The organism is Mucilaginibacter sp. P5_A4 (assembly GCF_056400605.1).
The window spans coordinates 27,946-44,209 of record NZ_JBFUKX010000052.1 but is presented as its reverse complement, the minus strand read 5'-3'; the positions used below and the strand labels follow the sequence as shown (position 1 = coordinate 44,209).

Genomic DNA, 16,264 nt, shown 5'->3' with positions numbered 1-16,264 from the left:
ATCCCAATCAGCCGCCCCGTTTTATTCCATATAAACTTCAGCAAAAATGGGACAAACTCGAAAGTAAATTCGAAGCTGGTGATACCCAGGCTGATACTTTTCAAGGCCCTGCGAACGAGTCAGACCTGCCAGTTGGCACTATGAGGAGAAGATTTATTCCTGCACTCATGGCAGCGGCTGTTTTGGTTTTTGGCCTGCTGTCTTTTTTCTATTGGAAAAATTACTCCGGTAGTTATAATGTTAAAAACTACCAAATTACAGCGACGAGGGCAAATGTCAGCAAGATTGTATTGCCTGATGGCACCAAGGTTTGGCTTAATGTCGGCAGCGAAATTTTTTATAAAACAAATTACGGCAGCAAATACAGGGAAATACGCTTAATCGGCGAAGCTTTTTTTGACGTTGTGAAGGATGCTGAACATCCGTTTATTGTAAATACCGCTACAATGCGGATAAAAGTACTCGGCACTGCCTTTAATGTTCGTTCTTATGCAAATGATAATGTTTCTGAAACATCACTGATCCGGGGAAGAATAGAATTAACCACAACTTCGGGACCCGATCACCGGATTATATTAAAACCCTCCGAAAAATTAACCATTCTTAACAAAAAAGGGTCTCATAGCAATGAAGGCGATGCCCTTATTACCCTAAGTACCCTGCATACCACAAAAACCGATTCTTTGCCATCAGAAGCGCAATGGCTGGAAAATAAACTGGTATTTGATAATGAATATTTTGATGACGTAGCAAAAAAAATGGAAAGATGGTATGGTGTTTCCATCTCATTTAAAAATACTCGGTTAAAGGAGAAAAGATTTAGCGGAAAATTCGCAACAGAGTCACTAAATATAGCTTTGGAGGCGCTTAGGGCAACCAGCAATTTTAACTTTTTGATAGATAATAAAGAGGTGGTTATTTACTAACCCGGAATGTTTAACCTAAAAATATGCGTATGATAAAATTTAAACCATAAAATTATTAAACCAAAAAAGCGGAGAATGTTGTCGCATTCCCCGCAATAATTGGTACCACAACTACGAGTCTTCTTAAACCAATAATTAAAGTAACCTAAATACTAAATTATGAAAAAAAATGCTTGCCGCATAAGTAATGTGCGGTTGCAATGCCTATTAAAAATATTACTCATGACAAAGTGTATCCTAATCCTGATAATTATATCTGCATTTCAGGTTTTTGCAAAAGGCTACGCCCAGGATAAAGTTAATATTAACCTTCATGATGTTTCCATAAAAAAAGCACTCACTGAAATTGAAAAAACAAGCAGTTACCGTTTTGTTTATAATGATGATGCCTTAAATGCAAAGCATATTGGTAATGTAATTCTTAATAATGCTTCGATAAACGAGGTAATGGACATATTATTAACTAAAACAGATCTTATATATAAACTGGGTAGTAACAACCTGGTTATAATTTCTGACAAAAGATTACAGGTGCCTATACAACCCGTTACCGGGCGGGTAACGGATAATAAAGGTGGTCCGCTACCTGGTGTAAGCATAAGAATAAAGGGCGCGCAAACAGGGGTTATAACTGATCCTGACGGGAAATTTACAATCAATGTGCCGGATAACAATGCCGTGTTGATGTTCTCGTTTATCGGCTATGTTTCAACTGAAGTAACGGTTGGCGACCGCAAAACCATCAACGTGATGCTAAAGGAATCAGCCACCGACCTAAACGAGGTAGTGGTAACCGGTTATGGCCAATCGGTAGTAAAGCGCGATTTAACCGGGGCTATATCAACGGTTACTGCCAAGCAGATTGAGGAACGCCATCCTATCAACCTGATTGATGCTTTACAGTCACAGGCATCGGGCGTGCTGGTGATAAACGATTCGGGCGAGCCTGGCGCAACCGGCTCCATCCAAATACGCGGCGGTTCAACATTTTCAAGCGCGGGTAACTCACCTCTGTTTGTAATTGATGGTATTTTAAGCCAAAGCGCGGATAATGTGAACCCTAACGACATACAATCTATTGAGGTATTAAAAGATGCCGCGTCGGCGGCTATTTATGGTTCACAGGCAGCCAATGGTGTTATATTAATAACCACTAAACGGGGCCAGGCCGGTAAGCCGCTTATTAACGCTCAATATGCCCGCATTTTTGGTGTAATGGCCCACAAGCTGGAGCAGCCAAATTCAAAGGACCTGCGTGTTGAAAGAAATTTATATAATGGTAACAGTCCCGATAAACCAACTACCACAAACGATTCATTAAATGTGGTTTTTAACTCAGACAATGATAACCAGAGTGTAATTACCCAAACAGCCAAAAGAGATATTCTTGATTTTGGTGTTAGCGGTGGCGAAAAAAGTGTGCAATATTATTCAAGTATAAGGTATATTAATGATGAAGGTTTGATAGTTAACAGCTACTCAAAAACACTGCAGGCCCGTTTTAATTTGGATTACCAGGTATCTCCAAGGTTTAAATACAGCAACCGGTTATCCTTTGGTTATAATACCAACAATAATATTAATGAGGGTAACACTATTAACCAGGCATTTCAGCGGCCGTCTAATTTAGCTTTGTATTATCCAGATGGTACCTTAACCGGCTACATTAGCGGGCGTCGCAACCAGTTATCGGTAGCCTTGCTCGAGGTTAATGTTACCAGTACGTATACTGGCGATTTGTTTAACCAGGTAGATTATACCATTAGTAAAGATTTGCGTTTAACCAATAACTTTGATTTTGGTTTGTCAACGCCACACAATGTTTTCTTTGACCCTAAACTATTGAGCAGCGCCAGCCCCACGGTTAATTCGGGGAGGGAAAGTTTTGCCCTTAACACCAATTGGGCATACCAGGGATTTTTAAATTATAATAAAACATTTGGCCAAAACCATTCCATATCTGCTGTGGCAGGGGTAAGCGCCGAGAAAACGCAGAACAATAGTTTTAAAATAGCCGGGTCGAACTCTGCCAACGAAACTATCTACACTTCAAATGTGTATGGTATTATTGACCAAACCAATACTGGTACCGATGCCGGATCAACCAGCCGCGAATCATTTTACACCCGCGTAGGTTACAACTATAAAAGCCGGTATATATTTAGTGCGGTTTACCGCAGGGACGGTTCATCAAAATTTGGTTCATCCAATCAATTCGGTAATTTTTATGGCTCATCGGCCGCCTGGCGTTTCTCCGACGAATCGTTCATGGACTGGTCAAAAAAATTCCTGGGCGATGCCAAGTTGAGAGTAAATTATGGGCAGGTGGGTAACGATCGTATCCCGGCCAACTCCAATTTGTTAATCTATACTTTTGGATCGTCCTTTTACAATGCGGTAAATGGGGTGGTTTTAAGTAACCAGTTCGGAAACTCGCAATTAAAGTGGGAAAGCAATATTCAGAAAGGCCTGGGGTTAGATCTGCAATTTTTTAATTCCCGCCTGAATATAACCGCCGATTATTATCAAAAGGTAACTAAAAACCTGCTTTATCAGCGCAATATTCCTGTAGAGACAGGCTTTACCACTGTATATGTAAATGTTGGCGATGTTACCAATAAAGGATGGGAGTTTTCTGTAAATGCGACCCCTGTTGCCAGTAAAAAATTTACCTGGAATATTAATACCACCTTATCTGTTGAGCGTAATAAGGTCAAGAGCCTTTACAATCATCAATCATTTTTAGCTACCTCGGGAGGCGCTACCTACCTGGTTCAGGAGAGTGGAAAGATCGGCGATTTTTATGGGTATAAGGGACAGGGGGTTTACCAGTACGATGCATCAAATGCTTATGACGGTAATTGGAACAGGCTGACGCCGGTAGGCGTTTCTGCCGATGGTAAAACTGCTTCGGGCTATGTGCTGAATGGTAACACCTATACAGGTACTGTGCACCATATGTACGCCGGAGGCGCGTTACTGCTGGGCGGCGATATGATATTTGACAATGTTAAAAAGGATAGTGTGATTGATGCTAATGACCGGCAGATAATTGGCAATGCACAGCCGTCATTTTATGGAGCCATCATTAACACGTTTACTTATAAACAATTTAGTTTATCGTTTACACTTAATACTACCTGGGGCGGCGAAGCGTATGATAGCCCAAGGCAAACATTAAATAACCTGGCTACATCGGGCATTGTTGCCGATAACAATACTACTTATAATTCATGGAAACAGCAGGGGGATATTACAAATATACCCTACATGGGCCGCAAAAACTCAACAGCGAATTTTCCGGGTACGCAAACCAGGTTCCTGGAAAATACTTCATTCATCAGGCTTAGTTATGCAAAGTTCACCTACAACCTGCCGGCAAAGATAGCCTCGCGTATTAAACTGAAAAATATTGGGGCTTATATATATGGCGCAAACCTGCTCACCTGGACAAACTACTCCTGGTACGACCCTGAATTTTCTTCAAGCTCAGCCTTAACGCCGGGTAATGATAGTGGCCGTTATCCGCGCAGGCGCGAATGTGGTTTTGGAATAAATGTTAATTTCTAATGAATTTAATCATGAAAAAAATATTAAATGTTGCTTTTTTGATGCTCTCCATTTCGTTGTTTAGCTGTAAAAAGCTGTTGGACCAGCCTCCAAAAAGTCAGCTGGCGAGTAGTAAATTTTGGAAAACATCTGATGATGCCAAGGCAGGTATAGCAGGGATATATGATGGTATTCAGGATATGTTTAACACCCAGTATATTTATTGGGGCGATGGCCGGAGCGATAATCTTACTTTTCACCCTACCTATAATGATGGCCTGCCCCTGGCAATAAACGTATTAACGCCTACCACCACCGGGGCCGATTGGACGCTGATATACGCCACGATAGGCCGGGCTAATTTTGCCATAAAATATATTCCGGCTATTGAGGGTATTGATCCTGTTTTGTCAAAGGACCTGCAGGCGCAAGCTTTGGGAATAAGGGCATATTGTTATTTCTGGCTGATAAGACTTTGGGGAAATGTGCCTGTATGGACAGAGCCTTACGAAGATCTGAGTACAGATCCTTACAAGAGTGTAACACCCGCGGCTGATATTGTAAAAAATGTTATTCTGCCCGACCTGCTTAAAGCCTATGACCTGTCTGACCACACAGCTGCGGTAGTATGGAATTTAAATTCAGGCGGTATTGCGGCCATGTTAATGGATGTTTACATGTACAACCATGATTATACCAATGCCTTGTTGTGGTGCGACAACCTGTTCAAGCTAAACCGCTATAGCCTGGAAACTACTGCTAACTGGAAAAATAATTTTATAGCCCCGACAAATACCAAAGAGAACATCTGGAGTTTAAACTGGGATTTTACGGTTGATGGCGGCAATAAAACCTCACAGGAGATAGGGGCCGGTGATACCAATAGTGATTTTGCCGTCGACCCTCCGTTGTGGGCATACTACACCACAACAACCGCTGATGTCAGGGGCGCTCAAAGTATTGATTTTAAGGTAAATAATCACGATAAAATATTGAAGTACTATGCGCCCAACCTGGATAAGAACGGAAACCAGATTTATCCTAACTCCCCGCAGGCAAATCTATATTTTCCACTATATCGCCTGGCTGATATTTACCTTTTACGGGCCGAAGCATTAAACAGAACAGGCGACCTTGCCAATGCGCTGCTTTACCTGAATAAGGTACATACCCGGGCAGGCTTGCCAGCCTATCAGGCAAGTGATTTTGCCAATGCGGATGCTATGCTTTACGGCAGTCCGGTTAATGCCAACGGAATTTTACGGGAAAGACAGCTGGAGTTTTTCTGCGAAGCTAAACGCTGGTTTGATTTGCAGAGGAATGACATCGTCATCAGCACGATGGACCCGGTGATCAGGACCAGGCAACTGTTAAAAGGGTTTCCTTCTACCGGTTTTGGCGACCCAAGAAAGGTATTCTGGCCCATCAATCAAAACGTATTAAACGCCAATACCAAACTAACTCAAAATCCACCTTATTAATCAATTAATCAGATAGCATTTTAAAAAGATATCAAAATGAAAAAGATAAAACAAGCATGTTTATGGTTTGCTTTTGCAGGCCTTATAATAAGCATGGCCAGCTGTAATCTGGCTGGATTAAAATTACAGGAGAATGCTGATTATCATCCCTATGTGCTTGATCCGCATATTGATAAAACCACCTGGCAATATATTAAGGACCGTAGTTACAACTTTGCCGGCAAGGATACCATTTTTAAACTGATGCGGCAGGCTATTGAGTATTCGGGGATAGATACAAACCTGTATATTAAAACCAATTGTACATTTATACTATTGCATAACGATGCCATTTACAGAACAACCCTTGTGAATAAAGTACCCACTATAACTGCAGATTGTTATTGGGGGAAATACCTGGTAAATGGTGTGCCGGGAAAAAAGTGGAGCGATTACCCTAAAGAGCAGGTAAAAAACTACCTGTTGTATTTAATTGTACAGGGAGCATACTCATTTAATAACTTAACGCCCGGCAACGTGATTGCCACTACGCTTCAGCCGTTAAATTACGATCCGTTAAATCCCACCTCGGTGATGACACTGCGTGTTAACGACGATCAGAATTTTACCATGCGGTTAAATGATTTCTCAAATTCTGTAGGCTATGTAAGTGTACGAACAAGCAATATTTTGCCCGTAAACGGCGCTATACAGGTAATTGACAGGGTACTTTTCTATCAAACTAAATAATACTAACCCACTTTAACTCCCATTGCGGCCGGTTTTTCCCTCGCAATGGGTTATTTTAACAAACTAAAACTGAGTAACTGATGATAAATCCGGATGATAAAACAGTATCCCGTCGCAATTGGCTGGGAGCAATGGGTAAGGTTTCTATAGGTACAGGCTTAATGGCTTTTACATCAAATGCGTTTGGTTCTGAGCAATCAAATTCGATAGAAAAAACAGGCAACGATACCGGTGCACGCATTTACAACATCCGTGATTTTGGAGCAAAAGGCGACGGAAAAACACTGGATACAGCTGCAGTGCAATTGGCAATTGATACCTGTAATAAAGATCATGGTGGTACGGTTTTGGTACCAGCGGGTGTATTTGTTATTGGAACCATTGAGTTAAAAAGTAACGTTACACTGCACATAGTTGCACAAGGGAAACTGTTAGGCAGCGCCGATGGCAAGCAGTACCACGCCAGTGACGTTATCCCACTTGACAGCGGGTGGACAATGAACGATGGGAATGTGGGGCTGATATTTGCTGTAAATGCTGATAATATTACAATTGAAGGCAATGGTATTATTGACGGGCAGGGCGCGCAATTTCGCAGTGATACCAAGGGCGTGTTACCTCCGGCCGGCATTACAGGTAATCATCGCCCATACCATTTACTTTTTTATCAATGTAAAAACCTAACTGTTCGTGATATTTCGCTCATTAACAGTGCTTATCATTCGGTGCGGGTTTGTCTTTGCTCTTATGTAAAACTCGAAGGGCTATATATTCGCGGTAAGGTGGTGCATAATAACGATGGCTTTCATTTTATTGGCAGTACCTATGTGCATGTTAGTAACTGCGATGTACAATGCCAGGATGATGCCTGCGCTTTATTTGGCAGCTGTAAATTTGTAACCATATCTGATTGCTCCTTTAGCACCCGATGGTCAGTGTTCCGTTTTGGAGGCGGGGAGGCCGAAAATATCACCGTTTCTAATTGTCTTATTTATGAAACCTATGGATGCCCTATAAAAATGCGCTGTTCGCCCGGATCAAGGTTTGAGAATATTTCATTTTCAAACCTGGTGATGAAGGATGTAACAGGTCCTATTTCCATAGGCCTGGGTAATGTGAAGTCATCAAGCGAGAACAAAGAAATTGCTACTCCCGGGATTATCCGAAACATTTCTTTTAATAATATTCACGCTACAGTAGTAAAACCCGTTCCGCTTCGCGATGCAGAGTTTGCCAGCAGGTATAACCCGGGTGAGATATTTTCATGCGTTGTATTGAATGGTGTGGATAAGGGATTTTTAGAGAACATTTCCTTTAATGATGTACATATTACTTTTCCGGGCGGCGGCACAGTTGAGCACGCAGCGGTAAGGGATGTTCCAAAAATTGCGGGAGAATATTACCAGATCGGTATTCCGCCGGCCTATGGAATATATGCACGCAATGTGCGCGGATTAACGCTTCACAATATCCGGTTAACAAAGGCCAGCCCGGATATGCGACCCGCATTGATCCTGGATAACGTAGAAGACGTTGCCGTGAACGGCTTAAGCGCACAGGGACAAAAAGATGCAGAATCATTATTGCGTTTCATTAACACACGTGATGTTTTAATAAGTGCACTGCGTGTGTTAACTCCCGTGGCAAATGTGTTACAGGTAGAAGGTAAGGAAAGCCATAATATCAAGATAGATGGCGGTGATCTTTCAAAAGCCGATAAGCCATCGGTACTTGCTGCGGGGGCTTACGCGCAAGCAGTACGGTTACGGGATTAGTAATCAGGCTTTGGTTTAATTGAAACATTTGCCGACATCTCGATTCGGGAGTAATATTATTTTGATGGTGACCATCGGCGCAGTTTCAGAATATATCTGTCATACAATAGTTATAAGGTTTTAATCAATACGCCAATTATCGCTGCGATGCCGATGATATATGGTTCCTGCATTTTTTTAACATATAGTAAGGCCAATACCGCGGCTATTGCAATCAATGCAGTAGGGGCATCCACAATAGAACGTAATCCAATTATAATAACAGAGCCAACCAAAGCCCCGATAACTGATGCGGTTATTCCGTCTACAAAAGCTTTAATGCTGGTATTTTTGGCAATTTTTTTAAATGAGGGTGCCAGCGCTACGGTGAATAAATAACATGGCAGGAAAGTGGCTAAAGCAGCTACGGCAGCACCCGGAAAACCGGCGACTAAATATCCTATGAATCCTACCGTAATTACGACAGGCCCCGGTGTGATCATTGCTACAGCCACAGCATCCACAAATTGATGCTCTGTTAACCAGCCAAATTCTTTAACTACCCCGCCATGCAAAAAAGGCACGATAGCAAGCCCGCTGCCGAATACAAAAGCCCCGGCTTTGGCAAAGAACCAGGCAATTTCCTGCAAAGTTTTGCCCTCATATTTCCAAAAGCCGGTACTGATTAAAATCCCGGCGGGTATTATGGCAGGTTTTTTGATCCATTGCGGTGGAGCTTTGATCAGCATATACAAAATACCACAGGCCAGGAATAGTATTATTTCTTCTCTTTCCGTAATAACTGTTATAACAATCCCCGCAATATAAAACAGCCATAATAACCATTTGGATTTTATGGCGGCTATCTCCAGCTTGCTGATCGATTTTACAGTAAGCTTATAAGCGCTCATCGCAATAATCCCAATAACTGCAGCACCTACTCCATAAAATACCGCCTGCATCCAGGCTAAGCCTCCGAAAAGCTGGTAAGCCATGCCTAATAAAACCACCATGATAAAAGAGGGCAATACAAAAGCAAGTCCGGTTAATGTTGCCCCAATAAGCCCGTAATGCACAAACCCAATATAAATACCTAACTGGGCAGCTAAGGGGCCGGGGGCCAGCTGGGCCAGTGCCAACCCTTCCTTATATTCTTCATCAGTTAACCACCCTTTGTTTTCAACCAGGTCGCGGTGCATATAGCCAACTAAAGCCACCGGGCCGCCAAAACCCCAGGTGCCAAGTTTCAGGTAATATTTAGTAATATCCAGCAAAGAATAGGCAGGTTTGTATTTGTTTAATTGTTCTTCCATGTGTGTTTTTCTTCCTGTACATATTTGGCCCAGCTATACAGGGCATCATAAATAATTAATCCGATGGCCAGTTGTTCATGGTCATCTTTGAAATTATAAGATAACCCTGCAGATATGGCCCAAAGACCAGCTGCCTGCTGCGCCAGGTTAAACCTATCTGTGTCTGCACCCCTTACAATCTCCGCGATCTGTAAGATAGCCGGATCGGTTAGGTTGTGTTTTTTGATGATATAATCAAATGTGCAGCGTTCACCTTCGTGCGTATATTCTGCCCCCGCAATGTCATAGGGTATCGCATTTAAAAGTTTTGCTTTTTCAAACACATCCTCTTTAGGCACGAAAATAAATTCAGCCCTGGGGTCAACAAAGTTTTTTATCAGCCAGGGACAGGCAATACGGTCAATTTTTGGYCGTTCACGGGTGATCCATTTCATAAGCTAAAAGTTTAACAGTTAGGTTTACATTTTCATACCGCCCATTTTATCGGTTTTTTGGCCCAGCACATCCAATGCCGCCCGGAAACCCTGCGCCAAAGTTGCGGCATTGCCACGGCCATAATAATGCAGGAAAATCATGTGCGGATCATCACCCAGCATATGGTTATGTACTGCCACAATTTCCAGGTTATGCGCTCGTAGGGTTTTAATAACGCCATTCACTTCACTTTGCAGCATAGCTATGTCACCTGCTATATGGGCATCATCCTGTTTGCCGGCAAAAGACGCCCAACTGTTCAGGCCGATATTGGTGGTCATTTCCACTCCCATGGCTATCACTTTCAGATCGCTTCTGCCAACCGTGTATTTATAGGTGGGGCCATTTACTGTACCTTTATATTTTACAATGGCGTCCAGAACAGGCAAATCAAAGTTTTCTTTCCCGGTAACCGCAGACGGTGCGGACGGAGCCGGTTGATTAGTGTGGAAAAGTTTGCTGTCCCTGATCGTATCCGCATATTTTTTAGCCAACTCAGCTACTGTACCTATACCATGAATGTGCATATAAAATATGCGTGGCTCCTCGTAAAAGAAGTGGTTATGGATGGCAGCTATCTCCAGGCCATTTACAAGGGCTGCAGAGATCAAAGGATTAACTTCTTCCATTTGCAATACCGTATCGCTCATCACCATGGCCGATTTTCCATCAACCGTTTTTTTGAATGATACCCAACCGCCAAAACCAAAAGGAATGGGCACCGGTTCGCCCTTAATTTTCATTTTCAGGTCGTTCCTGGGTAATGGGGTTGTGTAAACAGCTTCTGCTTCTTTGTAACTGCCCTTTTTGCCTAAAGCGCTGTCAATGGCGGCCATTTCTTCGGCCGTTAAGGCAGGTGTTTTGCCCTGGGCAATTGGAATAGCTAGTAGTTTATTAACAGGTAACAGCAAGGCTGTTCCTAATACGGCTGAAGCCTGTAGGGCCTGCCGGCGACTGAATTTTTGTGTTTCCATGTTGATATTGCGATGCTTATGCAATACTAACTAAACATTCGTGCCAGGAATAGTATGGATTTAACTATTGGTATCCGTTTTACTTTTCAGGATGTTTTTTTTGTAGACGGTAGGTAATTGCCCTGTCTGTTTTTTAAAGATCCGTGTAAAATGGCTTTGGTCGGAAAAGCCAGTAAGGTAAGCAATCTCCGTTAGGGAATATTGGGTAGTCTCCATCAGGTGCATCGCTTTTTCGATGCGCATTTTGCGGATATACTCCCCAAAAGACAGGTTCTCAAAGTATTTTGAAAACTCCCTTGATAAGTAAGCGGGGTTAATCTCCAGTTCATCGGATGCCTGCTGCAGGCTTAGCGTTAAATTGGTATCTAACTGGTCCTGTATCATTTCTTTTAATTCCCTGGTCCATTCGGGTGCTTTTTTTGAATGCCCCTCTTTCAGGTACTTATGATACACCTCCAGTAAAAGCCCTTCTACCGGCGCCTGTGTATGTTTTTGTTGGTGCAGGTATTTGGCCCAGGTGTAAAGCCCGTCATACACTTTCATGCCCAAGTCCAATAGTTCATAGTCGTCGGTGATGTTTTTGGACAAACCCATAAATATTGCCGATAAACCTGCCGCCTGTGGTGCAAAATCGTGCCGGTCTGTATCCGCCCCCCGGATGATTGCCGCCATCCGGTCTAAAGCCACATCTTTAAGTTGATGTTTTTTGAGAAAATAATCAAAAGTGCAATGATCTTCGTAATGGCTGTATTCTACGCCCGGCAGATCAAACGGCACAGCATTTAATTCTTTCGCCTTTATAATCACCTGGTCAAAGGGAACATAGATAATCTCCGCTTCCGCATCAATAAACCGTTTAATCAGCCAGGGGCAGGCGATGCGGTCAATTTTAGGGTGTTCACGGGTTATCCATTTCATGATTTACAAGCTGGTATTTTGGCTCAAAGATATTGTGTGAAAGAGCAATAACACAATAATCATATTTATATCTATAAAAAATAGTTATTGGCTACAGGGATTATCTTTTACCGAATATATGATTAACGAGGTGAGGTAGTTACCGTGGTTTAGCCGCAACACGAATTTCCCTGTTGAACAGGTGGGCATTTAACCGATCCGTAGCTACAGAAAACACAACAATCTCCCTGGCGAGGTTTCAAATAAGCTTCACATTGCTCACAGGTATAAAAATACTGACACGCATTGACCGGCATTTCCTCTTCTTTTTGATAGCCGCAATTCGGACACGTAATTACGGAATTAAGCATTATTTTTTTTGCCATCATGTTAATTATTGTAACCTGATAATCAATTTTATTGTTTTCAACAACACTATTTACACTGTTGGCAATTACATTTTTATTTCTTCCATTTGTTCATTGCCATTTTTAAAGATAGCTTCGCTGTTTAACAGGTAGGCGCCATTAGTTACCACCACCTCCCCGGCATTCAGTCCCGAAAGAACAGGTACATAGCTTTGGTTTCCGGAGCCTGATTTAATAGCTCTTGGCGAAAAGCTACCATCCGTATTTTTAACCCAAACTTTGCTGCCTTTGCCATTTGATAAAACAGCCGATGCAGGTACAGCCAATGAACGGTTGTTCCCATTTGCGACAGAAATATAGGCAAGCATCCCCGGCCGGATCAATCCCTGTGCATTGGAAATGCTAATCCTCATCAAATCAACTTTCGAGGCATCCGATAATTCAGGGTTGATAAATTCAACCTTACCGCCAATCACCTGGCCCCCCAAATCAGGAAAGGCAATGCTTACCTGGTCATTTTGCTTATAGTTTCCAGTTTCGCCTGCATAGATCTGAGCCTGTACCCATAAATTGTTTAATGCCTGTGTTTTCAAAATGGTCATTCCTTCTGTTACATAATCGCCCTCATGTACAGCTATGTCACTAACGGTTCCGCTTATCCTGCTCAATATAGTTGTTGTGGCTGATGCTTTCCCGGATGTTGCCAGGCTATTGATCTGGCTTTTTGACAACCCCCATAATTGTAGCTTGTTTTCTGCGGCTGCAATCAATTGCCTGTAATCTACATCCGGATTGTGCAATACCTTTTGCTGTTGCCTGGCCAGCAGGTACTCCTTTTCAGTTTCCTGTAAATCCTCGCTGTAAATAGCATATACGGGCTGACCGATGACTATTTTTTCGCCAACAGTTTTGGTATATAATTGTTGTATCCGGCCTGCTATCCGGGCGCTAAGTTCTGCTGCTTTATTTTCATCCGTCGTTACTGTTCCGGTGATTGTTTTTTCGCTACCGGTGTTTTGTTCTCTTACCGTATCCGTTGCAATACCGGCCAGCTGGATTTGCGTTGCGGTTAATGTTATTTTGTTAGCTGTAGCGCTTTCAGTGCTGGTAAGCTCCACTTTAATCAGTTTCATACCACAGATAGGGCAGTTACCCGCATGCTGCTCATGTACCTGCGGGTGCATAGAACAGGTATAATAAGCTTTATTTGATGTTTTAACCACTTGCTTTTTGTTTTTTTGCCCGCAGGCGCTAAATAGCACAGCAATCAGAATTATATAAGATAGGATGCTGACCGATTTTAATACAGAAAGGTGTTTTTTTATATTAATCATTGCCTTGTGTTTTGATGAAACTTTCACTGTCTGTTAAATACTGGGCATTTGATGCAAGGCTGTCTGTTAATGATAAGCCTTTTATAATTTGTATATCATTGTTGTTTACAGCACCTGTTAAAACCTGGTGAGCCTGGTAGGAGGGACCTTTTTTTAGCCAAACGACTTTTGTGAGGCCCAAATCAGTCAATGCCGATCTGGGGATCCATAATCCGTGGCTCGTGCCGGTTTGTATGGTGGCCTTAACCAGGCTATTTACTTTTAAAGCATGGTCCATATTGTTGATATATACCCGGATGCTGATGGTTTTATCACCAGCCTGTAAAGCAGGTTCAATAAAATTAACTTTACCGATGACTATTTTACCCGGTATATCCGGCAAACTGATCTTCACCCGCTGGTTCAATTTTAACCCGGAAACAGTTGTCCTGTCAATTTTTATAACAGCCCATAAACTGTGCGGATTAATAACGTTAAATAAGGTTTGTCCTTTTTCAACATACATGCCTTCCCTGGTAGATAAAGGCAAATTATTAGCAAAATCCGACGGTGGTTTTGTATCCGACACTCCGGCCATTTGACTGTGCACTACATCATGTACATGCCCCTCATAAGGGCTATAAACCGGAAGGCTGTAAAACGCTTTTCCTGTTTTAATTACTTGGTTTACCTGTGCCTTTGTCATACCCAGCAGCAGCAGTTTTTGCCGGGCCGCATTGATCAAGTCTGTTTCATACCGTGAATTTTTTGTAAGATAGATCAGTTCCTGTTGAGCGGTTACCATATCGGGACTATAAATATCAAAAATGTGCTGACCGGTATGTATTTCCTGGAACGCATATTTGATGTATAGTTTTTCTATACGTCCCGAAAAGCGGGATGCGATGTTATTAAATGTCCGGGTATCAAAATCTAGGTAGCCATCACCGTAAATGTCTGTAGTCACTTCTTTTTGCCGGGGTGTGATTGCCCCGACCGAGGAAATTACATTGCTGTTAACCGGCTGTAAAACCGTATTAAGGCTGATACTCGCCCCCTCACTGGCCTGGCCGGATTTTTTTACCAGGGTCATACCACAGATTGGGCAGCTGCCCGGATGATCTTCTATTACCTGCGGGTGCATAGGGCAGGTGTATTTTACATCGCCTGAAGATTGTATTATAACAGCAGGCTTTTTTTTATCAGAACAAGCAGCGAGCAACATAGTGCTTAACAGTAAGCTTGTCAATATTAGCTTAATACTTTTCATATTCCCTTTCATAAGCTACCTGTAACGTTAAAAATTCCTGTAAACGATCTAAAGCCGACATTCTTGCCATTTGTAATTCTTTAATACCATTGAGCACAGATGGGAGATCACCCGTATTTTGATCATAAGCGAGCAACGCTGTTTTGTAAGCATTTTGCAACGCCGGAATGATGTTTTGCTGATAGTTTTTCAGCTGCCTTTTTTTACTGCTCATATCTGTTCTTAATCCGGCTAATTGCCCTTGTGCCTGGTTGAGTATAGCTGATCTTTTCTGCTGTAATTCCTCCACTTCGTAACGGATACCTTTTAGATTGGCCTTGTATTCTTTAAAAGCCCAGGGGACAATGGGTATGGTAACAGAGCCCATTAAAACATATTGATTGGCATATCCGCCGTAACTGAGCATGTGCGCCGCCTGGATCCCGAAGTCGGGTTTACGCTTGCTGTATTCCATTTTAGCATTTAATTGCTGCAGTTCAATGTTTCGGCTTATGCCTTTAATATCACTGCGGTTTGCTGTGAGGGCCGCGGTATCAATAATAGTCGATTCATAATCTTTCAACACGATATTAGTATCCACCATAAATACGGTTTGTTTATCCCTGTTCATCAGGGTATTCAGCATGATACTCTTTTGACTGATCTCATTATTCAGCTGTTCGCGGGTGTTATCCAGTTCATACAAGTCTGCTTTGGTTTTGTAAATATTGCTTAGTTTTTCTTTACCATATGTTAGCCGGATATTGGCATCCTTGAGCATATATTCAAAAAGGTTTTGTGTATGCTGCAATAATGCCAGCTTCTTTTCAAGTACCACCCGTTCGTAATAATATTGCTTTGCCTGGGCAATGAGCTGGTTTTTCAGGTAATTTTTGTCCTCTGCTGTTACTTTCGATATCCCTTTCATATAATCCTCCTTGGCCCGGAGCTTGGCCGGGTTGGTGAACGTTTGCTCGCCGCTTATCATAAAAGAACCCATGTTTGGATTTGCCTGGTAAGGCGTTTGGTATTGCCCTGCACTAATCTTTGGTGCATCCAGGCTTTTGGCCCCGGATGCATAAGCATCCTGAGAACTGATTTTAGCATTATAAGCCTGCAGTGCCGGGTTAACAGCAATTTGTGCCAGGACACTGTCCAGCGGTAATCGTTGTGCCTGTGCTGTTATGCAGCCAAGGCAGATCAGCAGAATACATGTAATTTGATATTTCGTTTTCAT

General features: G+C 42.4%; 13 protein-coding genes. 5 read left to right on the top strand and 8 right to left on the bottom strand.

Going from position 1 to position 16,264, the window contains the following annotated elements; all coding sequences use genetic code 11:
- The 5 genes from AC1DQW_RS23405 to AC1DQW_RS23385 form a co-directional block, all read left to right on the top strand.
- Positions 1–926, top strand: a 926-nt coding sequence (locus tag AC1DQW_RS23405) for a FecR family protein (protein ID WP_477456263.1), incomplete at its 5' end; no start/stop codon positions are given.
- 222 nt (positions 927–1,148) lie between these two features.
- A complete protein-coding gene (locus AC1DQW_RS23400) occupies positions 1,149–4,496 on the top strand; it encodes a SusC/RagA family TonB-linked outer membrane protein (RefSeq protein ID WP_477456262.1) in 3,348 nt (1,115 codons plus the stop codon).
- An 11-nt stretch (positions 4,497–4,507) separates the two neighbouring features.
- Entirely contained in the window at positions 4,508–5,956 is a 1,449-nt protein-coding gene (locus AC1DQW_RS23395) for a RagB/SusD family nutrient uptake outer membrane protein (RefSeq protein WP_477456261.1), read from the top strand.
- Between the two features lie 36 nt (positions 5,957–5,992).
- On the top strand, positions 5,993–6,685 hold the full coding sequence (locus AC1DQW_RS23390; RefSeq protein ID WP_477456260.1) for a fasciclin domain-containing protein: 693 nt from the start codon (positions 5,993–5,995) through the stop codon (positions 6,683–6,685).
- 80 nt (positions 6,686–6,765) lie between these two features.
- Positions 6,766–8,460, top strand: a complete 1,695-nt coding sequence (locus AC1DQW_RS23385; RefSeq protein ID WP_477456259.1) for a glycoside hydrolase family 28 protein — start codon at positions 6,766–6,768, stop codon at positions 8,458–8,460.
- Positions 8,461–8,570: 110 nt separating this feature from the next.
- On the opposite strand, the gene AC1DQW_RS23380 is transcribed toward AC1DQW_RS23385, so the two are convergent.
- The 8 genes from AC1DQW_RS23380 to AC1DQW_RS23345 all read right to left on the bottom strand — a co-directional run bounded on the left by AC1DQW_RS23380 (position 8,571) and on the right by AC1DQW_RS23345 (position 16,264).
- Positions 8,571–9,752, bottom strand: coding sequence for a chromate transporter (locus tag AC1DQW_RS23380; protein ID WP_477456258.1), 1,182 nt, complete (start codon positions 9,750–9,752; stop codon positions 8,571–8,573).
- Positions 9,737–10,186 carry a chromate resistance protein ChrB domain-containing protein gene (locus AC1DQW_RS23375; RefSeq protein ID WP_477420315.1) on the bottom strand — a complete coding sequence of 150 codons (450 nt, stop codon included), beginning with the start codon at positions 10,184–10,186 and terminating at the stop codon, positions 9,737–9,739. The genes AC1DQW_RS23380 and AC1DQW_RS23375 overlap by 16 nt, the downstream gene beginning before the upstream one ends.
- Before the next feature lie 24 nt (positions 10,187–10,210).
- Positions 10,211–11,200 (bottom strand): DUF1259 domain-containing protein, encoded by a 990-nt coding sequence (locus tag AC1DQW_RS23370; protein WP_477456257.1) that lies wholly within the window; start codon positions 11,198–11,200, stop codon positions 10,211–10,213.
- Positions 11,201–11,260: 60 nt separating this feature from the next.
- Positions 11,261–12,118, bottom strand: coding sequence for a chromate resistance protein ChrB domain-containing protein (locus AC1DQW_RS23365; RefSeq protein WP_477456256.1), 858 nt, complete (start codon positions 12,116–12,118; stop codon positions 11,261–11,263).
- A 149-nt stretch (positions 12,119–12,267) separates the two neighbouring features.
- Positions 12,268–12,468 carry a GDCCVxC domain-containing (seleno)protein gene (locus tag AC1DQW_RS23360; protein WP_477456264.1) on the bottom strand — a complete coding sequence of 67 codons (201 nt, stop codon included), beginning with the start codon at positions 12,466–12,468 and terminating at the stop codon, positions 12,268–12,270.
- 83 nt (positions 12,469–12,551) lie between these two features.
- Positions 12,552–13,799, bottom strand: coding sequence for an efflux RND transporter periplasmic adaptor subunit (locus AC1DQW_RS23355; protein WP_477456255.1), 1,248 nt, complete (start codon positions 13,797–13,799; stop codon positions 12,552–12,554).
- Positions 13,792–15,060 carry a heavy metal-binding domain-containing protein gene (locus tag AC1DQW_RS23350; RefSeq protein WP_477456254.1) on the bottom strand — a complete coding sequence of 423 codons (1,269 nt, stop codon included), beginning with the start codon at positions 15,058–15,060 and terminating at the stop codon, positions 13,792–13,794. Before AC1DQW_RS23350 ends, AC1DQW_RS23355 begins: the two co-directional genes overlap by 8 nt.
- Positions 15,035–16,264, bottom strand: coding sequence for a TolC family protein (locus tag AC1DQW_RS23345; RefSeq protein WP_477456253.1), 1,230 nt, complete (start codon positions 16,262–16,264; stop codon positions 15,035–15,037). Before AC1DQW_RS23345 ends, AC1DQW_RS23350 begins: the two co-directional genes overlap by 26 nt.